The organism is Bifidobacterium sp. LH_449 (genome assembly GCF_056356755.1).
In genome coordinates this window covers 112,614-136,590 of sequence record NZ_JBKEUV010000002.1, presented here as the reverse complement: position 1 = coordinate 136,590, position 23,977 = coordinate 112,614, and the positions used below count along the sequence as shown (strand labels likewise).

13 protein-coding genes are annotated in these 23,977 nt (G+C 55.2%); 1 reads left to right on the top strand and 12 read right to left on the bottom strand.

The window, feature by feature from the left end; all coding sequences use genetic code 11:
• Positions 1 to 73: 73 nt before the first annotated feature.
• From pglX to AC1AX7_RS02305, 7 genes are all read right to left on the bottom strand, one after another.
• Positions 74 to 3,703: a BREX-1 system adenine-specific DNA-methyltransferase PglX gene (gene pglX / locus AC1AX7_RS02335; protein WP_476508505.1), complete on the bottom strand. Its 3,630-nt coding sequence runs from the start codon at positions 3,701 to 3,703 to the stop codon at positions 74 to 76.
• Positions 3,704 to 3,770: 67 nt separating this feature from the next.
• The gene (brxC, locus tag AC1AX7_RS02330; protein WP_476508677.1) at positions 3,771 to 7,391 is read right to left on the bottom strand and encodes a BREX system P-loop protein BrxC; all 3,621 of its coding nucleotides are present in this window, start codon (positions 7,389 to 7,391) and stop codon (positions 3,771 to 3,773) included.
• Positions 7,392 to 7,530: 139 nt separating this feature from the next.
• Entirely contained in the window at positions 7,531 to 8,238 is a 708-nt protein-coding gene (locus tag AC1AX7_RS02325; RefSeq protein WP_476508504.1) for a DUF1788 domain-containing protein, read from the bottom strand.
• A 113-nt stretch (positions 8,239 to 8,351) separates the two neighbouring features.
• Positions 8,352 to 9,068, bottom strand: a complete 717-nt coding sequence (locus tag AC1AX7_RS02320; protein WP_476508503.1) for a DUF1819 family protein — start codon at positions 9,066 to 9,068, stop codon at positions 8,352 to 8,354.
• Between the two features lie 193 nt (positions 9,069 to 9,261).
• Positions 9,262 to 10,011, bottom strand: a complete 750-nt coding sequence (locus tag AC1AX7_RS02315) for a hypothetical protein (protein ID WP_476508502.1) — start codon at positions 10,009 to 10,011, stop codon at positions 9,262 to 9,264.
• 16 nt (positions 10,012 to 10,027) lie between these two features.
• A complete protein-coding gene (locus AC1AX7_RS02310; RefSeq protein WP_476508501.1) occupies positions 10,028 to 12,097 on the bottom strand; it encodes a cell division protein ZapB in 2,070 nt (689 codons plus the stop codon).
• 44 nt (positions 12,098 to 12,141) lie between these two features.
• Complete coding sequence (locus tag AC1AX7_RS02305) at positions 12,142 to 13,584, bottom strand: competence protein CoiA family protein (RefSeq protein ID WP_476508500.1); 1,443 nt, start codon at positions 13,582 to 13,584, stop codon at positions 12,142 to 12,144.
• A 286-nt stretch (positions 13,585 to 13,870) separates the two neighbouring features.
• Between AC1AX7_RS02305 and AC1AX7_RS02300 the strand changes: the two genes are divergently transcribed.
• Positions 13,871 to 14,713: an SDR family NAD(P)-dependent oxidoreductase gene (locus AC1AX7_RS02300; RefSeq protein ID WP_476508499.1), complete on the top strand. Its 843-nt coding sequence runs from the start codon at positions 13,871 to 13,873 to the stop codon at positions 14,711 to 14,713.
• Positions 14,714 to 15,817: 1,104 nt separating this feature from the next.
• Here the strand turns inward: AC1AX7_RS02300 and AC1AX7_RS02295 are convergent.
• The 5 genes from AC1AX7_RS02295 to AC1AX7_RS02275 all read right to left on the bottom strand — a co-directional run bounded on the left by AC1AX7_RS02295 (position 15,818) and on the right by AC1AX7_RS02275 (position 23,846).
• Complete coding sequence (locus tag AC1AX7_RS02295) at positions 15,818 to 16,501, bottom strand: class I SAM-dependent methyltransferase (protein ID WP_476508498.1); 684 nt, start codon at positions 16,499 to 16,501, stop codon at positions 15,818 to 15,820.
• 68 nt (positions 16,502 to 16,569) lie between these two features.
• Positions 16,570 to 19,731 carry a bifunctional [glutamine synthetase] adenylyltransferase/[glutamine synthetase]-adenylyl-L-tyrosine phosphorylase gene (locus AC1AX7_RS02290; RefSeq protein ID WP_476508497.1) on the bottom strand — a complete coding sequence of 1,054 codons (3,162 nt, stop codon included), beginning with the start codon at positions 19,729 to 19,731 and terminating at the stop codon, positions 16,570 to 16,572.
• A 120-nt stretch (positions 19,732 to 19,851) separates the two neighbouring features.
• Positions 19,852 to 20,706 carry a methylenetetrahydrofolate reductase [NAD(P)H] gene (gene metF / locus AC1AX7_RS02285; RefSeq protein ID WP_476508496.1) on the bottom strand — a complete coding sequence of 285 codons (855 nt, stop codon included), beginning with the start codon at positions 20,704 to 20,706 and terminating at the stop codon, positions 19,852 to 19,854.
• Between the two features lie 5 nt (positions 20,707 to 20,711).
• Positions 20,712 to 23,036: a 5-methyltetrahydropteroyltriglutamate--homocysteine S-methyltransferase gene (gene metE / locus AC1AX7_RS02280; protein ID WP_476508495.1), complete on the bottom strand. Its 2,325-nt coding sequence runs from the start codon at positions 23,034 to 23,036 to the stop codon at positions 20,712 to 20,714.
• A 252-nt stretch (positions 23,037 to 23,288) separates the two neighbouring features.
• Positions 23,289 to 23,846 (bottom strand): SixA phosphatase family protein, encoded by a 558-nt coding sequence (locus AC1AX7_RS02275; protein ID WP_476508494.1) that lies wholly within the window; start codon positions 23,844 to 23,846, stop codon positions 23,289 to 23,291.
• Positions 23,847 to 23,977: the final 131 nt, after the last annotated feature.

Genomic DNA, 23,977 nt, shown 5'->3' with positions numbered 1-23,977 from the left:
CGCAGTAAAACTCTAAGGCATCGCATGTTCGCTAAAAGTATTGCGTATGCTCAGCCTTTCTGCAGATACTCCCCTACTGCTCCTGCTGCAGTGGGTAATGGGGCCAAGTCCAGGTTTGGACGTCTTTGCGCTTCTTTTCAATGGCGGGGATTTTCTGCAAGGCGTCGCCCATACGCAGATAGTTGACAAGAACGCCGTCATCGAGGTCCATGGGAAGCTTCTGCGTCGCCAGTGGATACAGAATCTGATCCTCATACGTTTCGCACTCGGCGATGGCCTTACGCAGTTTTTCGGCAGCGCGCTTGTCCTGCATACGCTCGGACTTCTCCAACTGCTCCGCCTGATTCGTTATCTTGGCGACGAAATCGCGAAGATAATTCAGTACGATGTTCGGGGTCTTCGTCGTATACCGGTGCACGTACATCAGGGCCTTGAACGCTCCACGATTCGTGGAACTGCTTGAATACTGCCAATAGATCGGACGGTTCTTATACATTTTCACATGGTCGGCATAGAAGTCGTTCATGAAATACGAACGCAGATCCTTGCCCAAAGCCTGTTCAATATAGTCGATGTTTTGTCGCAGCGTATTTTCGCCAAACACCACCGATACGAATTTGTGGAAACGCGCGACGATATCGTCCTCAAAATAATCATCGGCCGTAATCGGAATGACATTATCAGCGTCAGGCTCAAACGTTGGTTCAGGAATCCGCGCATGATAATCGGCAATCGTCTCATCTTGGGAAGCAAGAATCAGCCCTGGCTTGTCAAGCGAATACCGGCCGAACATGCAGCCGACCGCATAGGAGATAAGCTCTTTGACAAGGTCGACGGCAAACAACGCATCGCGTTCCTCCGGCGTTTTATTCGGATACGTAAACGCCGGATTACGTTTCAACGACACTCGTTCAATCGGCACATCGCATGGCACTTCGCCTCGCACTCCATACGCGTCGGCAACAAGTTCGTTATTTTCAATTTCACGAGATTGTTGTTCGACAGCGAATTGATTGTGGTGTTTTGTGTAGGCCGTAATAATTTCGGCTAAAGTTTTGTCCGATGAATTATTATCCGTCAGTCTTCTTAAACCGACAGAAATAATTTCTGAGTTTTGGAAATCCTCCGATGTTTCGTATGAATTCCAGTCCCTTTTTGCAGTTTGCGCTGATTGATCGGCATTTGCCGATATTTCTTTGTAGTCTCGAGCCACTATGGCAATGGGTACTTTCCCAAGAGGACCCTCATGATAGTCAATTGTGGGAGATAATATTTGCAGGATAGCTTGAACAACAGAGGAATTGAGCAGACCCAGCAAATATGATATTTGATTCATATCATTTGGGAAACATACGGATCCTTTGGTTTCAAACAGTGTTCCTTCAGGACTGATTCTCATTGCAAAATCGCCCGTTGATAATGTACTCCAAGTTAGTCCACCACGAAAATAAAACTGCGCATTACGAATCACCGAATGGGGACGAAAATGCTGTAATTCAGATCCGTCATTTTTCCAATTGACGATGTATTCTCGATTCCCATACCATCTACGAAAGTCTCCGCCCTTGTTACACGGGAACCATTTGCGTCCGCTTTCTTTTGCGGCAGCTCGTGAATTCATTCCAAGTCCGATATTATTAGTCGATACTTCCCACCAAAAGCGTAGAAAACGATCGTTATTCCCCGTTGCCAGTCCTTGTTTAGGCGCTGCAATTTCTATAAGACTAGGATTATTGAAGAAGACGGCACGAAATGTATCAGATACCCAATACGCGATTGGGCTGCCAGGAATTTGAGCAAAATCCTGTTGGTCTACAATATAAGTATTGTATTTTTTGTTTAAGAAAAGCTGACGTATAGTTTCGACAGAACGAACATCGACATGTTTTTCAAATAATCTTCTGTAAAGTCCAGCGCATTCATCACTAGTTGATTGATGAATTACAAATGCAACGCTACCAAAATCGGAACCAAATATGCCACGACCTAAATCAATAAAAGAATCAATATGTGAAGTAGTCAGTAGATGATTACGTAGCTCAGAGAAAGATGATAGTGATGTCCATGAAGGAAGATTAATCATTCCCCAATATCCTTGCGGCAAAACAAGTATACTTGCCCTGAGCATAAAACAGGTCATTAAATCTTTATTACCTAAAGTGTAAACCTCATTCACAAAGTTTTTTAATTCAGAATTCATATTCTTCGAACCCATGTATGGCGGGTTGGCGACCATGACAGCATACTTGCGCGTCAGATATCGGGTATGTCGGAAAACAACGCCAGCGCGGTCGACGAGTGTGAAGCTTTCAACATGGCTCGTACCGAATTCATTTTCTTCCGTGTCGCAGGCTTTCGCTGCTGCTTCCGCCAGTGCTCTGCTCGGCTGAATCAGCGAACCGTATATGTCGGCGTTCGCATACAGATTCCATTCCTCGCTGCCAAGCATAACCCCGTAATGGTCGTTCAACGAGTCCACTTCGGATGCAGTGAAATTCTCCACCTTTGTAATCTGTTCGATATGCGGTTCAACCGGATTGCGGAAGAAGCGGCGGGACTTTTCGCGGGCCTTCATCGTCAAAGCGAATCTGGCGAGTGTGGCCGCGCGCTCGTCGATCTCCATGCCGAAAAGGTTATGCTTCAGAATCAGCTGGGGAATCTCGCTTGGACTATAGCCTTCCTCTTCATAGATCGAATACAGCACATCAAACGCGTACGTGAGCATATGGCCGGAACCGCAGGCCGGATCGCATACCGTCAGCTCTTCCGGCGACGTGATATGCAAATAGTCCTGAGTGTTCCCATCAGTGGGCGGAATATAGTATTCCCACTGACGATACAGTTCGGATTCGGGATGGTTCTGCATCCACAAACGCCCTACCGTATTCTGCACCAAGTAGCGCACGATCCAATCCGGCGTAAACAACTGTGTCGCAGCGGGAATTTCAGCTGGACCGGCTTTCTTGTTCTTTTTGAAACCGGCCATCACCTCGTCTTTACGCTCGGCGATATAAAACTGGTACAGCCAGCCGATGATTTCGACATTGGAGGCTTCATCGGCATCGTCATAATCGACGATGCAATCCTCGGGCGTTATCACCTCGACAGCTTTGCGCAATGCGGAATCCGGAGCCAGCAAGTCCGCAGGCATCAGCAGCTCGTCCACACGATCCACATTCGTCCTGCTTTCGAACATGAACGGCATCGACTTGCTCCAATAATGGCAGGCTGCCTGCATCAACAAGCCGTACGCCTGGCCCTGGGGATCATCTGACTGCACCGTGCCATTGAACAAACCCTCGATGGTGTTGCGCAGCCGTGCGTTTACCTTATCGGAATCGTCGAAAATATTCGGATCATATTCGCCGCGTTTGGCGGCGGTCAGAATCTCCGGCAACGCGACCGTATCCGTCACGTTCATCGCGGACACCACATGCGGCGACGTGTAATCATGCACATCCATATAACGGAATGCGACAATACGGTTGAACCAGCGATACGCGTAATGCTCCACCACATACTGCTGGCCTTCTTTGCCGCCTCCATGCATTGTGATTTCGTTCGCAAGCAGTTGGAGAACCTCCGGCATGTCCACACGAGCCGAGGAATTCGGCTGCAATGCGGCATTCAGCTTCGCCTGCACCGCACGCATCAACTGCTGACGAGCGTCCATAGCAAACGACTGTAATTTCGAGGTGTTCATCACTCCATGCCCTTCATCGGTTCGTGTGGTTGGTCATATTGCTTATTGTGTTGCCTTGCCGGCGGCGTCAGATCAAAAGAATGCGCTTGCCTTCGTCAAGGGCGGCGATCAGCTCCTGACGGTACGTATTCAGGAACGCATCCACATCATCGGCGTTTTCCAGCACATCCTTGGTGTGCGGACGGTGAATCTGCGTAATCGTCACGGTCTTCTTCACAACAGGCGGTGCCGGCTCCGGCGCGGGAGCGGACGGTGAGACGTCATTCGGTTCGGCGGGTGTTTCCGGAAGAACGGGCTCTGCGGATTTCGCCAGCATATCGATCAGCTTAGGGTACGTCACTTCCTTGAACGTATTAACCTCACGCTGCATGACCACCACAAGTGAAGCTTGTTTGATTGAATCAATGGTCTTGTCCACTGAATGCAACGCCTGTGCCTGCACCTCATCGGTGGCGTTCACGAATGTTTCGCCATCCTGCAGTTGAGAGCGGAAATCCTGCATGGACGACACAGCCATATCGCGCTTGTTGTCCACGAAGTTCTGGATCTTTTCGCGCAATTCATCAATTGTATTTTTCAGCTGGTTTATCTTTTTCCCGCGGAAAATATTGCGATCGGTGGCAAGAATGCGGGCCTGCTCGTTCAACTGCTGGATTTCCGCGGAAGCGACCTCGATATTCGTGGCATTGTTCTGCAGCCAAGTGGTGCTGTCTTTCAGCATTTTGGACTGCGAGCCATGGATGAACTCGGAAATTGGCCTAATGATATTGTCGTTATCATCCAGCAGCTCATCAACATTCACATTGTCGTTGTCGGCGGTATCGGTGAAAGTCTCCAACAGCCAGATTTCAGACTGGTTGGCCGCATATCGGATCCGACTGATCGGCTCATCCAGCATGTCCATGAACGTGAAGGATGAATTCGCCGTTTGCAGCGTGCATAGACGTTCCGCCTTGGCTTCCAATCCGCTTTTGATCATGATGGCCATGTCAAGCGGTGACGTGGGCAGGTCAGAAGAATGCATGTCCAAGAACTCGGTTGCAAAATCACGCAATTTACGTACCAGATGCTCATCAAAGGTACGCGGCAATGAAACGTGGATGGATTCCTGCTTTTTTGTATCGCGCAGCACTTTGATGGCAGCCGTCCGCTCCACCGGTTTACCGTCCAGCATCAGCGTAAGCCGATCCTTCCCGTACAGATAGGTCAGACACGCCAAAGTCGCAGGATACGGCCAGCCGTACGGTGCATTGGAGAATTCCTCCACAATCGTCTTAACCGTTGCATCCAGGTTTTCCTGTTTTTGCTTCCGCTGAACGAACGACAATACTTCCGCGGCGGGCGTTTCGATCTTCTCCTGGACGGTGATGTCGAGAGTGTCGTCATTCGCAAGGAAAGCGGACAATTCCTTTTCCTCATATTTTGCTCCGTCAAGTAGGGCGAAATTCGTGTAATATTTGCTGACCAGCAGTTGCAGCGCTTCATTGATGCGCATCAAAGCATCAGAAGCCTTTATTTCGACCAAACTGCCGTTATAGGCAAACTGACCTTCGCTGATAGCGGCTTTAAAGCGTTCTATCAGGGATTTGTACAACTCCCCATTCGCTGTCTGACGGTTTTCGATAATGCGTTTGCGTGTTTCAGAAGGGTTCTTGCCTCCCTGATGCGCAAGAAACGCCTTCGTCTTTTCATATTGATTCAAATCGTAAAGCAACGTGGCGTCACGGTCGCTCAACAGTAAAGTGATGGAATCACGCACGCCGGATGATTGAAGAACGGCGTTTTCTCTATCGCCCTTATCACGAGACGTGATGATATCCAACCAGATTTGACGTTTGGCCGATGACATAAACGGGGTCTGATCGATGCGCACACCGAAAGAAAACGATGCTTTTTGCGGGCCATAAAGAACCGTCGTCGAACCGATGATATCCTGAACGATGATTTGGTTCATCGTTCTCGATACTCGTACGGGATCGACGTCGGTGTTCTTGATTTCCTTTTCGACGTCCTGCTCTTCATTGGTCAGATAACAATACGTATTACCGTTGCGCTGCACATACGTATTCCGTTCGAGACTGTCCAACGCCTTACTAATCCGCGCATCCAATTCGGCCACATTGGTGTTGAAATGGTCGGTAAGAAGAATCCTCAAATTGGATGGCGTCGCAGCGAAGCTGTCCACATGCTTGACCATCAGCAGCACTTTAAGAATACGCACGCCGATCTCATTCACATCCGGTTCGAGACGTTCCTGCGCATCATGAATGCGGAAATTCGACGTGCTTCGCAACGTATCGCGAATGCCGTCATACAGCTTGTCGAACGGAATAATGTCGCCGACCTTGCGATCCTTCGACTCACGCAACGCGGAGCTGACCACGGACAGCATGGAACGCTCGCCCACCGACGCATGACGGCCCTCGAACATATTGAACTCGCTCATGCCGCGAAGCGCCGACTGGAACAATTCGAACTCATAGTTCACCAGCGGATACGACGCTATGAAATCCTCGGCGTCATAGGCGCGGTTATTGCTGAACTTCTCACCGCCGGTGAATTCGAACATGGTACGCAGATTCGCGTTCTGCTCATCCCAAAGCGCGTCCATAACCGGCATGACGCTGTCTTTCTTGGCCAGCAGACGCTTCTGGATCACTTCGATGACATCCGCGCTGTTCAACTTCAATTTGATCGCGAAACGAGCCTGGATCTTTGAAAAATCAAAGCTCTGCCGCTTCGACATATCACCGACGATGGTGTCCATATCCTCCTGCGAAGTGACCACCACCCACGCACGGTTATTCGTCTTGGATGCCAGATCCTCCGCAATGGTCTGCAGATTCAGCATGCGCTGGGTCTGAGAGCCAATGAACTGACCGACTTCATCAACCAGAAACACGATTCTATGATTCGGCGCCTGCTGATCAAGCCATTCCTTCACGGTATTGGTGAAATCATCGACACTGTAGCTTGTATCCGTGCTTTCATACCGTTCGATGATGTTATCCCGTTCCGTTCCCCCGGTCACCGCGGCATAAGCCTTGCCGATTTCATCATCCACAAGAATCGTGTCGCTGCGGCCCTCTTCCCAGGATTGTCCGGCAAAATGCGCGAATTGCCGCTTGAACTCCTCAAGTTGATCGCGCTTGTCAAGATCGCGCTCGAACTGCGCCAAAAACGGAATCTTGCCGAAATATCCGCACGCTTCATCAAACACGCGTCTGAATGCGTACAGCAGCGCATCATCATTGCTTTGACCGGCCTTCTGATCGATATTGAACAGAATGGACGTGGCCGGAATCGTCAGCGTACGTTCCAACGAGCCGGCAAGCATCTCATTATTCTGCTCACCGGCCTTGCGGATGAACGTGCGAACAATGTCATCACGAGTCAGCGAACCGTCATTGCCATTGACCAAAGAGCGCGGCACGTCACCCAGAATATGCGACAGCATCTTAAGCAAATGCGATTTACCGGAACCGAAGAAGCCCGAAATCCAAGCGCCATTAGTCGAATGATTCGCCGGATCATTGTACTCCTCCAAAAAATTCAGCAGATTCAGCTGAATCTCATCCGTAAGCACATACTCATTCACCTCATCGCGAAGTTCCTTCTCGTCATTGGCTTTGATGACGCCGTTGATTTTCTTGTCGATATCCTTGACGAACAGGTCTTCGAGCTTCATATCAGCGTTGATGTTCAATGAAGTGCTTGCCATGATCGGGATCCTTTATTGCCTTGTGATGTGTGAATGGAATTAATTACATGTGGTCGGCGCATATCATCGGATGCCGTCGATGCTGCGTCAAATCAAAGGAATGCTGTCATGCTTGATGGGCAATCATCTCCCTCAAGCTTCTTGCCCGGTAGTAGTTTTCCGCAGGCACGCATTCAAACAGGCTCATCGTCGAACCGGAGACGGAATTGCTTTCAAAACGGCCAGGATAAAACATCACCAGAGGGCAATCATCGATACGCCCTTGCAGCATCTCCAGCAGCATATGCGCGCGGACGATCGGATACACTTTGCCCACGCCGGTAATGAACACAAGATCCGCGTCGCCCTGCTCCCGCGCGTCAACATAACGGTCACGGATCGCATTGGGCAATAGGTCCGTGTCGGCCCCAAGAATGGGGTCCAACATGGATAGAAATTTATCTTGTCTGGCATTTGAAGACATGACTGTGTGCCGCTGCGGTTCTTTTTCCAGTATTTGATTCAATCTACCGCGCTGCTCAAGAATATCGATAGCAACATCGTATAGATCGATAATCAGCACTTTCGGCGCATAATCATCAGGCTCTTCGGGAGTCATGGTCTGCAATTGCGAAGCGAGCTTCGCGATATGGCCACGAGCCTCCAACTCCTGTGCAGGTGGATAATCGTAAATGTAGAACGCCTGCTCGCCGCCCATATTGGTGCTGTTACGGAAACTGCGATTCCTCATTATGCGATACAACGCGCTGAATTCCGTGTCCAGATCACGCCGTTCGCTTACCGCTGCATCCAATCCCGGCGTGGAATCAGTCATCGTTTCTCTCCCGTTACGTCAGCTCACAACTGCATGGACACAGTCTATTCAAGCATACGAAACGGCCGGTACGACGGATGCTGGTGCGTGTTGTTCGCTATAACGCCCGTTGGTCAGAACGTCTCCCTCAAAGGGAAGAAACGGAAAGACTCCGGCCTGTGCGACAGCAGATCACGCATGCTCGGACTGATTATAGAAGGCATAATCGTGTTGGTGTTGGCTTCAATCAGATCCGCTTCACGCATGGCTTTGAACACATTGCCGCGGAGCTTTTTCTTCGTTGCCTCGCTCAACCCATCCAACTCGGGATGCCACATCGACTTGGAGAAAACGAACCGGTCATACTCCTCGTATGAAATGGTCATTTCGCCGAGTCGGTAACGTTCGCGCAGCACCTCTTCGGCGAAGTCCCCGATGAAAGCGTAGTACCGGCACATCGCCATCCACATCAGGGTGCGGCAATCCGAGGCGAAGGTGTCGTTGTCCGCCAATGCCGTGAGTTCCCTGAACGTCAACGCGCTTACGCGCTTGAGCACTTCACTGACCATGCGGCTTGTTGCCGCTCTTGTGCGAACCGACAATACGTTTTCCTCAACGGCACGTTTCCGGATGATGCCGATCCGTTCCCCCACCTCGATGTCGTTTAACTGCCTGTTGCCCGGCGATTGTTTTTCGGACAGCTGCTTTTCAAACGGCTGTTCCTCGTGCGACTGTTCCTCAAGGAATAACCGTGCGATGATTCTGCTTTGCTCCATGAGCAGCCCGCCAACGGTAAACGACAGGCGATACCGCTCCGTATCCGGTCGCTCCGCCCCATAAGCAGCTGCCATCAGGTTCCTCCTCAGCATCATCATAATCCCGCGAAATATTTCAGAATACACCAAAGACGAATCGAATCAAAATGACCTTATATAATCTTTTGTCTGGCGAATAAACCGACGACGGACCAGAAATTGTGGCAAACGTCTCCTCTCCGATTGTGCCGTGGAAATAATCATGCGCAAGCTGTATATGTAAAAGCCACTAAGCGCAAGCAATGCTGCACTGCGCCAGCAAAGACCGCAGAATCGGCTCATACTGCGAGCGCAGCCATCGTGTTGTCTGATCGTCGGCGTTCTGGTAAGGCCAGGTCATCATGGCGATCCATCGCTGCTGCTTTTCAGGCAGCGATTGCAATGTCGTCGGCAGCGTAATCTGTATGTGTCGCGAATCTATCGACTGAAATTCTGCCTTCTCGAACTTGCCGGAGCTCGCCTGTGCACGCGTCCTTGAATGCGGCTGCGCAGCAACAGGCTCCTGCGTCTGAACGATGCTGTTCGCGCTCGCATCAGTCTCGTGCGGGGCCGCATGCATCATGCCGGATATCGGGTATGTCGGCATGGTCATATGCGTGGGATCGGTCAATCCGAGTATCGCATCATAATGTTCGGTAATCGGTGTAGTGTGCGGCTGCGTGCAGCGGTAGAGGTTTTCAGGCGTGGACTTCAAATCGCCTGCCGCAATCAGCATGGAACAAATATTGCTTGCACATTGTGATTTGGTCGCTTTTAGCCCGAACCATTTGCGTATTGCCGGGTAGGAGTCGGCAAGATTGTTGAGCCAGCGAGTGGTCTTACGTTCGATGGTGCTGCGGCTTACACCGTAGATGCCGCCATATCCGTCATCCAAACAGTAGGCCTGCATCCAAAAGCGTATGCCGGACCATGCTACGCGGCAGCTGAAATGCTCGAAGGATTCGCCATCAGCCTGCTCGATGCGCAGGTCGAACGCCATGTCATCGATAAGACTGTTACGCATGCGTGTTCTCTCCGATGCGGTTGAGCAGCATAAGCCCCTCGCCATGCTTCCAGTGTTGCATGATCTCGCGAGCCTGCTGCGCGCCGACGGTGGCGCGAAGCTGCAAGGCGATATGCGGAGTGATCCAACGCATGCCCTGATCGCGATCCGCAAAAGAGCTGAGAATGGACGCCGGCATTGCCAATGATGGCATTGCAAGGGCGGCATTAAGCTTGCCGTTGTAAAGTTGTTTGATTGTTCTCCCGGTCTCTTTTGCGTTGAAGCTCGCTGCGGTCGGTTTGTAGGTTGATTGAGCCATGCTTGCCGGATGCGCTGGTATATGGACGAACTGTTCGGATGGCACGTAGAATACGCTGTTCCAGATTTCTTTGGCGAACAGTTTCAGATTGTCATAGGCGCCAACCGGCACGATCAGCGTGGCGGCAGGCTTGCAGCGCGCCAAGGTGAACAGTAGGCTCTCGTTGACGGTGTCGAAAACATTATCCAGAACAAGCACTCCCCCTTCAGCATTCTTCAATATGCGATTCAATTCGTTGGTGTCATTCCAGTCTTGAGGAATGCTGGCATGTTGGGCGGCCGTTCCATATTGCGCATACGATAACGCGCTGGCGACGGGAGCGACGATTGCCGAATCCAAAGCGAGAATACGGCAATGCTGTAATGTGAGCAGCATATTCGACGCGAATTCGCCGCATTGCAACACATTGTTATTCGTGGATATCAGGCCTGCATCATGCATGTTCTTTTCGAATACCGCTTCAACGGTGTGACGTTCGAAAACCGAAGCATACGATCGCAAAGGCTGTGGTTGCAAACGCACGCCTGCTGCTGTCTTGGGGCTTTCCGTCGGCAAGCTGCTGTTGCTGTTGCTGCCGCCAGCCTGCGAATTCGTCCGCACAACCGCGTTGGCGATGGTCTTCAATCCAAGCCGCAACGCGATATCAGATTCGAAACGGCTGGTAAAGGAATCCTGCTCTTCGCGAAGCTGGGCAAGCTCCGCATTCCGCTTGTCGATTTCCTGCTGAAGCTCGTCATGAAGGCTCATCAACTGCTCGTTCTCGGCAGTGGCATGCTGTACATTGTCCTCAATGGTCTGCAGCTCTTGCTGCTTGGCCTTGATTCTCTCATCCATGCCGGCAAGCAGCTCATCGCGAAAACGATTCGCAAAATCATCGTTGTTCTGCAATGATTCATGGATCAGGGAATCCATTAACCCGTCACGTTCATCCAACGTCCGAGCCACTAATCTGTTCAACTTCGCTTTATCGCCTGTGTGCGGGCGGAAGCCGGTATATTCTTCCAGCCGCGAAGGCGAATTCAATGCGGTTTCCAGAATCACACGCACATGATCTAGCTCAAGCTCACTCAGCGGAATGCGTTCCCGCTCGAAAAACCATCGCACATAATCATCCGCATATTCTTCGAACGGCCGCAGCAGCACTTTACCTGTACTGGACGGTAGAACGGGACTATCGAATACCAGGCGGTTGCCGAACAGGTGCTTAGGCAATACCTTCACGTGTTTTCTCGTAAACGTATAGCGTGGCACGTCCACCGGGCCACGGCCGCGCAAGCGAATTCTTCCATTGGAGGCATCCAATGAGGTGCGGTCGATAAGCGCAGCATCGAGGTCTTCATCATGCTCGGCGTAGATGAACAGCACCTGGTCCGTAGGAAGTCCGTCATACTCCCAGCCTTGTTGAAGCGCGGCACGAAGCTCGGCCGACGAATTGACCGCAGGACAATCGATCACTTCATAGATTTTCGGCGTATCCGCATAAGGCTGGTCAGGTATCGGCCGCACCAAAGGGCGGTTCGGCGCCTCATCGCGCGGCCCCCATTGCACAAACGCGAAATCCGTGTCGGCGCGCTCCACGGATTCGACCAATTCACGGCTGTACAAGGAAAACGGGTCGTCGGCGATGCCGCTGCCGTTTTGCAGCTCGCCATACGAGACGGGCCTGTACACCCATTCATAGGAAGGATTGCCCTGCAAATCAGTACGATAATCCATGATGCGCATCAGGTAGTTGATTCCACCACGCGAATTGCGCTGTGCCAAGCACACTGATTCCCGCGTGAACTGCGAATCATTCATCCAAGCCATCAGACAGCCTCCCCTCGTCTTTGTGTGACGCTAACTCCAATCGATGTCGTATAAGCGACGGCTTCTCCATTGCGTCGACGTGCAATACACATGCCTCGACTGCATACGGGCATTGCAGCGAAGGTCGTGCATGGCACAGACGGTATCTTCGCCATACTATCTTCATCGGTTACGGAATCGGCATTGGCCTCGACAATCGGAACGTCGGTTTCAGACGGCTGCGATTCTTTCCGGATTGCGGTATCGCTTACAGTCTGGCCTATGTTCTGGTCCACAGGCATTGGGTGGATTTCACCCGGCTGCGTGTACGCCAGATTGACTGCCTTCCAAGGCAGGAATTCGCCCGGCTTGAACAGAAGGCAATCGCCCAGCATTTCACTGCAGGACGATGATCCGAAATCGCAGTCGAGAAGCTTGACGGCGCGCAGATCGGATTGGCGTTCGCCCGTGAAATCCTTCCGCACAAGCCGTCCATCTTTATCAGGGTCCGCTCCGGTCTTGAACGGCGCCTGATAGACGGGAATGGATTCCAGGAACAACGGCTCATCCACGCCGGAAGCCTGCAGGCTTGGAGGCCACAGCAATCGCGCCTCCCTGTCGAAGCCGGCAAGATTGTATCCACGGTCATACAGCCAATCATCAACGTCTCTGATATTGCTGGCGTTCGGCTGAACGCAAACGCGATATACGCCAAGATCGCCACCCTTCTTACGTCGAATCGAACCGGCAGGCAATATACTGTGGAACAGCGAATACATTTTGCGCTCAAGCGAACGCTCAACAACAAGAAAATAATATTCGCCCAGCAGCATGCTGGACCCCCACGGCAGACGACGGCCGCCATTCCCGCCAAAAACATCCGAAAAGATGAACACGTCGGAAGCATTCTCTACCCTGTCCACTGTTTTCTCCCAGCGTGCCGGAATCGTAATGCGCTTTCGCAAATCGAATGTCGGACCATTGATGACGACATGATTCGAGCGCGACCGCATCAACGCTGCCAGCGAATATTCGGTGCCGTCGACCGTTACGACATCGTTTTCTTGAAAAGGATGATACTGTCTGCGAATGCCACGCCTGCGAAATCCGATTTCGATGCGGAAATGATTGGAAGACGGGTCAATCCTACGCAGAAACATGAGCAGAGGTGGAATATAATGGCTGGATTCGTTTGAAGTTCCCGTCCGATACAATTCACAACTTTTCGCCCATTCGTCATTTTTACGATGCCGAAAATGCGGTGATTGAGCGCCTGCCGTCCTATGCCCGCGCAGAGACGGCCGTATGTCGTTGTGGAAAGCGAAAGCATCTACCGGCCGTCCGCAGCAGGGGCAGATGAAGCGAACCTGTTTGGGCATCCGGCGAGCATACTGTTCGCATGCCTCTTGCGCAGTGACCAATTGCGATGCCGCCGAAGGCACCATCCGCACGGCCACATCCATGTTCCCCGCCCCTTTTCGCCAACGTTGAATGTTCTTCATCATACAGCGTGAACACATGCAACGGTGGGAATCCGGCGTAATCATCTCAATGAATGCAAGCAGAACCGTCAATCCCTCAATGAGTCGTGGATCGTTGGGAAATCGACATGCATCCGAGCGTCAGGCTTGTACCGTGAAGCCGATGCGGGAACCGACTTCGAAGATTAATGCAGGGGTATGGCTTGCCTTTACGGCATGTCTGTTAAATGGATGATGCATTGAGGTTCTTGATGACATAATGAGTCCCATGGAACGGATTAACGATGATGGGATGCCGGTCATTCTGATTACCGGCGGTACGAGCGGTATCGGATTGGCGACGGCGCGACTGCTCGCCGAACAAGGCAACACGGTGATTGCGGTCGGATTGAACGCCGAAGCGCTGAAAGCCGAAACGGATTCCGCCCAGCGCAAGGGACGGCTCATCGTCGAATCAATGGATGTCACTGTTCCCGCAGAAATAAGCGGAATCATCGCGACGCTCCCCCGTTTGGACGCGATCGTGCATTGCGCCGGATTCAGCATCGCAGGCTCCGCCGAGTGCACGCCGATCGAAGCGGCGAAACGTCAGTTCGAAGTCAATTATTTCGGTGTGCTGCAGGTGAACGCAGCCGCCATGCCGCTTTTGCGGAAAACCGCCGCACATAATCACAGAATCGGCAAAATCGTCGTCATCGGATCGATTGCCGGTCGGATCGGCATACCTTTCCAGTCGCATTACTCGTCCACAAAAGCCGCGCTGGAACGCTACGTGGAAGCGTTGCGACTGGAATGCCATCGTCACGGCGTTACCGCCACCATCATCGAACCGGGCGACCTATCCACAGGATTCACGAAAGCTCGCGTGGTGGCCGAATCGAAGAATTCTCCATATACTAGGGAACTCTCACACTCGGTCGGGCAGATGGAGCATGACGAGCAAACCGGCGGCGGGCCGGAAATCGTGGCAAAAGCCGTCGCCGCAACGCTCTCCAAGCGGAATCCTCCGGTGCGCGTCGTTGTGGGCTCTTCCTATAAGGTTCTCATGCAAATCAAACGCCTCCTTCCGGACCATGTTCTGGAGGCGATTATGCGCAGGCTGTACATGTAATGTGCAGGACATTGCATTTTCCAGTTCGGGAATGCATGTGCAAGCGCCGTCTCGCATCCGTCTGGTGCGATTCTGGCCGTGAAACGTTATCGTTTCAAAGGCATCTTGCGATTGTGCGTACTCAGGTCGAATAGAGCGGGTTTCCCGTCATTGGAATTCCAAGGAAAACCGTACGGTTTGAGGTCCGGTGAGCCAGACGTGTACACACAATCGCAAAATGGTCTCCAAAACTCGGCATTCTTTGAAGACGCGCCGAGCTTCAGAAGGGAATCCGTCGTTGCCTTGGGCAAATGATGCAAGAAATCTCTTCCGGCTCCCCTACGGTTTCAACTCGTAGGACACGCGTTCACATGCGGCTCGTTTGCGGCGTACGTCTTTTGGCGGATGCCCTTCTACGCGTACCTTCAGCCTGCGGATCTCCCCCAATTCGACCTCGGTCAGACCGGCAGCGGGATGTCGCAGCGGCGGGTTTGTCGTCCGAGATCGCCGCGCCTTGCTTGCCGGACTCGATGTTCGTCGTGAAGACGGATGCCGCGTCTCCCGTAGCTGCCTGTGATGACCTGATGGAGCAGCTTGTCGCCGCCGTCAATGCGTAGCGTCCCCGCGGACGGTGTCGACACGTACGAGGGAGGTCTTGGAATCGGGAAGTGATGGGTCGGAAGGTTATGAGGCACGCACGGCAACACATTCCGACAAGACGCACTTCAACCTATTGGCCTGAAATCATTTCATACTGATGGTATTTTGGAATGGCCATATGTCGGCAAATCCGCATATCAGTCAGAGCGGTCAGGGAAACGACGCGGAAACGGGAACCTCCCAGCGGTGTGTTCAGAAGCCATGCGAAGGAATCGGAACGGGCGGCATAGGATTCGGGCGATTTCGGACGATTCCCAAAACAGCGAGCAAGCCTTATAGGTGTGAAGTAAACCGCAAAAACTTCAAAACACCAAAAGACTTAGAATAATCAAAGGTCCGTAATCGTTTCGCCGACGATGCCACATGATCGGAATTCCAGAACTGGAGCTGAAGGCATCGGGAAACACCACAGTCGGCATAAACAGCGTTCGAGCGGAATCCTGCCGGCGGCGCATCAAAGCTTTCCTATCCTTTTGGCGTTGCTTTGACGAGCAGCATCATCGGGCGTCGCAGTTCGTCTTCCATGCCGGGGATGTCCATCATGGTCTTCGGCGGTTGGGCTTCTTCCACGGCGGCGATTTCGAATCGGCTGTTCAGCAGGCCCATCATGATCTGGGTGAGGGTGTGATGGTATTTCGGTACTTCGCATCCCAGGAAACGGGTGTTTCTCAATCCGGGGCGGAAGTGGTCGTCGACGGGCCAATACAGGGGACGTCCGTCGGCTCCGTAGATCCAATCCTGACCGACTCCCGCGGTGAATACGGGATGTTCGATGTTGAACAGGAAAATGCCGTCGGCTGTGAGCATCCGGTGTATTTTGGCGAAGACCGCGTCGAGGTCTTCCACGTAGTGCAGCGCCAGGTTGGATATGACGCAATCCCATGCGTCGGTCGGATAATCGTATGATTCGATGCCGGCGACCTGGTATGTGATGCGCTCGTCGGCGTTTCGTTTTCTGGCTTCCGCGATCATTCTCCGGCTCAGATCGATGCCCAGCACCTGTTCGGCACCCTGGTCGGCGGCGAATTTGCAATGCCACCCGTAGCCGCAGCCCAGGTCAAGGACCTTCTTCCCCTTCAGTTCGGGGAACAGGGGTTTGAGCTGGTGCCATTCCCCGGCGGCGTCCAGTCCGTCCCGGCTGCGTGCCATTGCGCGTATTCGTTGAAAAAGCGTTCGTCATCGCATGCGCCGCTCGTCATGCCGATTCCTTTCCCCTTCTAGATTCCGTAGAACACGCGTTCGCACACGTCGCGGGCGCGGCGCATGACGGCGAGCAGATCGTTTTCGAACTGCTGCCCATGATTCGATCCGTAGCCCAAGTAGACGGCGATGCCGCCCAGCGAATACGAATCATCGGGCAGGATATCCGCCTGCGTGGCGCGTCCGCTCCACAGGTAGTTGCCGTTGCGGGCCGCCGTGCACATACGCCATGCCTTGCGCAATACCGCGGCGTCGTTCTTGCCGATGAAGCGTTTGCGCTCCAATTCGTCCAACGCCTCCAACGTGGAATTGACCCGCAATGCGGCATCCGCGCTCGCATGCCGCAGCTGCAGCAATTGCACGGTCCACTCGACGTCGCTCAAGCCGCCCTTGCCGAGCTTCAGATGGCGTTCGCGGCGTACGCCTCTTGGCAGACGTTCCGCTTCCATGCGAGCCTTCAGCTTGCGGATCTCCCCCAATTCCGCATCAGTCAGATCGGCCGTTGGATACCGCAGCGGGTCGGCGATGTTGGTGAGGAAATCGTTCGCCAGCCGTTCGTCGCCTGCGGCGAAGCGGGCGCGCAGCAGCGCCTGATGCTCCCATGTGCTGGCCCATGAACGGTAGTATTCCTCGCAGGAGGCATACGAGCGCACCACAGGGCCGTTCTTGCCCTCGGGGCGCAGGTCCATGTCGAGCTCGATCTTCGGTTCCAGACTGACCGGGCCCTGCAGGATGCTGCGCACGTCTTCCTGCACTTTACGGGCGAACAGGTTCGCTTCGCCGTCGTCAGCGCCTTCCGCGGGCCGGTAGATGATGATCACGTCCGCGTCGGAGCTGAAGTTCACTTCGCGCCCGCCATAGCGGCCCATGCCGATCACGGCGATTGCCGCAGGCGGCGTCGCGTTTCCGTCAGACATGCCGGTGCCGTCGCCGCCCCCAGCGGGACTCGAACCAGCAAGCGATTGCATCCGATGCCGGATCGCCCAATCCAGCGACGCGTCCAGGATCGCGTCATACACGTCGGTCATGCCGCGCAATGACGCATCATCGTCGATCACACCGCTCATCCACGCCAATCCGATGCGTTCGATCTCATGTCGGCGCATCGAGCGCATCGAATTCGCGAAATCGTCGATCACATCAGGATGACGCTCCAAAGCGGAACGGCATTGCACGTCAAGGCTTTCACGGGATCGCGCCCGCAGACGCTCCTCATGGCCCAGCCATGTCACCGATTCGACGGACTTGTTGAGCGCATCGCCGAGGAACCGTGAATTCGACAGAATATGGCACAGGCGTTGCGCGGCTGACGTGGAATCGCGTAGGAATCCCAAGTATTCGCTTTCGTCGCCGAAGTTCTCCTCCAGCTTGCGCCAATTGAGCAATCCCATGTCGGGATTCTGCCCCTCTCCAAGCCACTGGAGGACCGCGGGCAGAATGATGCGGTTGATTTTCGCGGCGCGCGTGAGGCCGGCGGTCAACGCCTCCACGTGGCGCATGGCGGCATCGGCGTCGGCGAAACCGATGGATTCGAAACGGTCATGCGCGGCCTGCGTGCTCAGCGCCACCTGCTCGTCGTCCAAACCGGCCGCGATCGGCAGCATCGGACGGTAGTAGATGTCCAAGTGCAGATTGCGCACTTCACGGCGCACCTCATCGTATTTGGCGACAAGTTCTTCCGAATGCATGCGGAACGCGCGGGCGAGTCGGCGAAGTTCCTCATTGCGTCCGAGCTCGTCCGGGTCGATGTCGCGCTTGCGGTCCAATCCCCCGATGCTGGCCGCGCCCAGATCGGGGAACAGATGCGTGCGTTTCAACGCCCACATCTGCTGCCGGTGTTCCAGCACGCGTTCGAAACGGTAGTCCCACGACAGCTTCGCAGCCTGCTTGCGCGACACGTATCCGCCCGCCGAAAGGCGCTGCAACGATTCCAGCGTGGAGCGCGTGCGCAGTGTCTCGTCCGAACGGCCATGCACCAGCTGCAGCATCTGCACGGTGAATTCCACATCGCGCAGACCGCCGCGCCCAAGTTTGATTTCACGATCCTTCAACGGCGGTGCGATCAGGTCTTCGACGCGCTTGCGCATCTGCTGGCAGTCGTGCACGAAATTGTCACGCTTGGACGCGGCCCATACGAACGGGCGCGTCATATCCATATACGCCTGGCCAAGCTGCATGTCGCCCGCCACCGGGCGCGCCTTGAGCAGTGCCTGAAACTCCCAATTCTCCGCCCACTGCTCGTAGTAGGCCTGATGCGATTCCAGCCGGCGCACCAGCGGGCCGTCCTTGCCTTCCGGGCGCAGCCCCCCGTCGATCTGCCACAGGGCGGGTTCGGCCACACCCATGATGACCGACTGGCAGACGCGCTGCAAGGTGATGCCCATTTTCGTGCCGACGCGGGTCAGCGTCATGCCGTCTACGTCTTCGACGGCCGGTTCGACGACGTAGATCAGATCCACGTCGGATACGTAATTCAATTCCTGCGCGCCCAGCTTGCCCATGCCGATGACGGAGAAACGCACCTGTCTGCTGCCGGGGACTTCATGGCGGGCGATGGCCAATGCGCCTTCCAAAGCGGCATCGGCCAGGTCGGAAAGCTTGCGGCTGATGATCGGCTGGATTGCGACGGGGTCGTCGGCGAGCACATCCTGCGCCATGATGGAGGCGAGCTGCTTGCGATAGGTGCGGCGCAGCGCCGTCGTCGCTTCGGCCAGGGGCATTGTGGCGCGTGGCGCCGTACGGTCGTCGGGATTGGCTCCGACGGCGGCAAGGACGTGGGCGCGGCGCTCCTCCGGGGTGAAGTCGCAGCTATGGCAGGCGTCATATGCGACCGCTTCCACAAGGTCGGGGCGGAACCGCATGTTCTTGCCCATTTCGTCGGATGCGCCGAGCACGGTGATAAGCCGGGCGAATGCGTCTTCGTTATGGATGATGCCGGAAAGGGATTGGCCTTGCACTTCGAAAACGCGAATGATGTCGATGAGATTACGCAAGGCCGCATCCGGGTCACAGGCATGGCCGAGGACGGCGAGCAGATAGTGGAGGCGGCTTTCGTCGAGGCCGCTGTCGGAAAGCTGTTTGAGGGCGTCGCGTGCGGCGTCGAGGTCCTGCAGTCCTGCGCGGATCAGGTCAAGGGCTTTGAATTGCGGTGTCGTATGCGTCGTCTCAAAAGATGCCATGACTCCAATGTACTAGCCCGGTCGCCATATCGCGTTTCCGAATCCATATTGATTCGGAAAGTCCGGCCGTGAAATGTCGGGGTTTCGCAGCCGGGCTTTCACACTTGTCTGCCGAACCGGTCAGCTGAACAGCGGGCGCACGTTGGCCCAGACGCGGCGGCTGACGCCGGGGTGGTTCATCGTGTACAGGTGGATGCCGTCCACGCCGTGCGCCATGAGTCCGCTGATCTGCTCCGAAGCGTAGATGATGCCGGCCTCCTTCATCGCTTCGGGATCGTCGCCCCACCGCTGCATCATCGTTTCGACTTCGTCCGGCACGTGGGATTGGCACATGCCGGCCATGCGCCTGACCGAACGCGGCGTGGTGACCGGCATGATGCCCGCTTCGATCGGCACGGTGATGCCGGCGGCGCGAGCCTTGTCGAGGAAGCGCAGGAAATCGTCGTTGCAGTAGAACAGCTGTGAGATCAGATGGGTGACGCCGGCATCCACCTTGCGTTTCAGAAAGTCGATGTCCTCATCCAACGTGGCCGCCTGCGGATGCTTCTCCGGATAGCACGCGCCGTAGATCGGCATGTCGGGACGATGCTCGCGGATATATGCCGCCAGATCGCTGGCGTGCTTGAACTCGCCGGTCGGCTCGCGGCCTTCCACACGGTCGCCGCGCAGCGCCAATATGCCGGCCACATGCGCCTGATCGAACAGGTCCAGCGCCTCGTCGACCGTTTGCGAATCCAGATACTGCGCGGTCAGATGCGCGACTGCGGGAATGCCGTATTCGCTGCGGATCGTGTTCGCGATGCGCGCGGTGGCGGTCCGGTCGGCGGATTTGCCGGTGCCGTACGTCACGGAGATGAACGCCGGTTCCAGTCCGTGCAGTCCGTCGAGCGTATCGTAGATCGTGCCGATCGGCGCCGTGCGTTTGGGAGGGAAGACTTCGAGCGAGAAAATCGGTTTTCGTTCCGGTTTCGTCATGATCGTCACGCCTTGCCGATTCGTGCCCTGCTGATTGCGTCACGCACTTCGCGCGCGGCTTCGACAAGGTTGGCGAGGCTCCGCCATGTTTCGTCGTTGCCGCGTGTCTTCAGGCCGCAATCCGGATTGACCCACACCTTGTCGGTGTCCATACGGTCCAGGATCGAGTAGAGGCGTTCCTTGATTTCGGCGACGGACGGCACGCGCGGGCTGTGGATGTCGTATACGCCGGGGCCTGCCTCGGTCTCGAAACGCGCGTCATGGATCGCGTCAAGCACGACCAGGTCGCCGCGGGACGCTTCGAACGAAATCACGTCGGCGTCCATGTCGTCGATGTCGCCGATGATGTCGTTGAATTCCGAATAGCACATATGCGTGTGGATCTGTGTGGTCGGTTTGACGCCGGAATGGACGAGACGGAACGCGGGGATAGCCCAGTCAAGATACCGCGTATGCCAGTCGGAGCGGCGCAGCGGCAGCTTTTCGCGCAACGCGGCCTCATCGATCTGGATGATGCGAATGCCGGCGGCCTCCAAGTCGAGCACCTCGTCGCGAATCGCCAGCGCAAGCTGCTTGGTCTGCTCCTCATGGCTGATGTCTTCACGTGGCCACGACCAGTTGAGGATCGTCACAGGCCCCGTCAGCATGCCTTTGACGGGATGATTGGTGCGGCTTTGCGCATACGCCGACCATGCCACGGTGATCGGCCGTGCGCGGGACACGTCGCCCCACACGATCGGCGGCTTGACGCAGCGCGTGCCGTAGGATTGCACCCACGCATTGTCGGTGAACAGGAATCCGTTGAGATGCTGGCCGAAATATTCGACCATGTCGTTGCGCTCGAATTCCCCGTGCACGAGCACGTCAAGACCGACCTGCTCCTGCCGTCTGATGCAGGCGTCGATCTGCGATTCGACGAAGGCGACGTATTGTTCGCCGCTGATGCCGCCGGAACGGTATTGCGCGCGGACGGCGCGCACTTCGGCGGTTTGCGGGAAGGACCCGATCGTCGTGGTCGGCAGCGGCGGCAGGCCAAGCGCCTGATGCTGAAGCGTACGGCGCTGCGCGCGGGCGGGCGTGCGCACGAAATCCTCATCCTTCAGCGCGTCGAGCCGTGCCGCCACCTGCGCGTCGGGTGTGACGCGGGTGCCGTCGAACAGCGTCTTGTTCGCGGTCAGCGTGTCGGCTGCGGCGCGCGTTTCGGCATCGGCTTCGCACAGGGCGGCGATGTCATGCAGTTCGCCGATCTTTTCGACGGCGAACGCGAAATGGCGGCGCACCTCGTCGGGAAGACGGGTCTCCCCCGCCACGCTGAACGGTACATGCAGCAGCGAGCAGGCGGTGGAAACGGCGACGTTCGGCGTGACCTTACGCAGCGTATCGACCGATTCAAGGCTGGCGGCGTAATCGTTGCGCCAAATGTTGCGGCCATTGACGACGCCTGCGAACAGCGTCGTGTTTTCGGCGACGCCATGCTTTTCGACCGCGGCGAGATTCGCGTCGCGGCCTTCGACCAGGTCCAAGCCGATGCCGTCGAACCCGAGCAGGTTCACGGTTTCGTAAATGTCGGCGATATGGCCGAAATACGTGTTCAGCAGCACGCGGACCTTACCCTGGCGGGACGGCAGAATCTTGGAGTACAGGGTCTTGAACAGCTCCGTATCGCCGGGCCCCTTGTCAAGCGTCAGATACGGTTCGTCGAACTGCAGCCATTGCGCGCCAAGCTCGACGAACCGCTTCACGATCTGCGCATACGCCGCGGCGGCCGCATTGACCAGGCCAAGATCGCATTCCAATTCCTCCGCCTGCGCGTTGCGGGCCAGTTTGAGGAACGTGTAGGGGCCGATCAGCACCGGCTTGGTGAGAACGCCGAGCCGTTTCGCCTCGTTGAATTCGTCGAACGGTTTCGTGCCGACCAGACGGATGTCGGTGGCTTCGTCGATTTCCGGAACCAGGTAATGGTAGTTGGTGGTGAACCACTTCTTCATCGGCAGCGCCGTCACGTCGCCGCGTGTGCCCTGATAGCCGCGCGCCATCGCGAACAGCGTATCTTCCGGCTGCTCGAAGGCGAGACGACGGTAGCGCTGCGGCACCGCGTTGATCAGCAGCGCGGTATCCAACACCTGATCGTACAGGCTGAAATCATTGCCGGGGATCAGGTCGATGCCGGCCTCGGCCTGCAGGCGCCAATGCGATGAGCGCAGCTGCCGCCCGACGGCGCGCACGTCGTCAAGCGATGCTTTGCCTTTCCAATATGCCTCCACGATTTTTTTCAATTCACGATCGCGGCCGATGCGCGGGAATCCTGAAACAGAAGTACAAGTAGACATGCGGGACCTCCTGACGGCAAACAGATGCTTCGTTGTCGGTTGCCGTCAGCCTATCAGAAAAACCCGTGTTATAAGGCATCGGCCAAATTTGCATGTCGTTATAAATATGATTTATATGACTGCGATCGGTGACTGCGATTTACATCATTGAATGCCGATTATCGATGACGCCATCATCGGGCTGCACCGCATAATCCGACATCATCAAATGATGGCAACATCAATCAGCATCCTTCGGCGACCAATCAGCGATCAGTCAAAATCCTTCGGGGAGATAATGGCGAACACCTCCCCGTCATGCGTCTGCCACTGATTGAACGGCTTATCCGAACCCAGCATCACCAACGAAGCGGGCGTCATGCCCAGGTTCATCAGATCGAGCAGCGCCGGATCGGAAGATTCGCTCGCCAGCCACTGGCATGCGTACGACACCGTCGGCTCATGGCCGAGCACCATCAGCACATGGTGCTTGTCCTTCGTCTGGGCGAGCTCGTCGAACACGGACTGGATGCCGTCCGCGTACAGGCTTTGGCGGTAATCGACCTTCGGCTCGTCGCCGAACACCTTCAACATCCGCTCGCAGGTCTGGCGGGCGCGGGTCGCGCCGGAACACGCGATACGCGTCGGCATCAGCCCCATGCCGACAAGGCCTTTGGCGACGGCTTTCGCCTGCTTCAGGCCCTTATCCGTCAGTTTACGCTCGATATCGCCGCCGGCATTGGCCGGTTCGGCTTTCGCATGGCGCATGACGATCAGCACGTACGGATAGTTCTTGGCCTTCTTGGCTTTCTTCTTGATGTTCACGCCCACGACGCGCACTCCGTTCCCGCTATAGCGAATGCATGGATCCCAATTGCTGTATCCACACCCATTATCGCAAATCCGCGCATTCGATGATTGATTTTGCAAGCGGTGTTTGTCGCCGCTTCATAGTGGTTTCA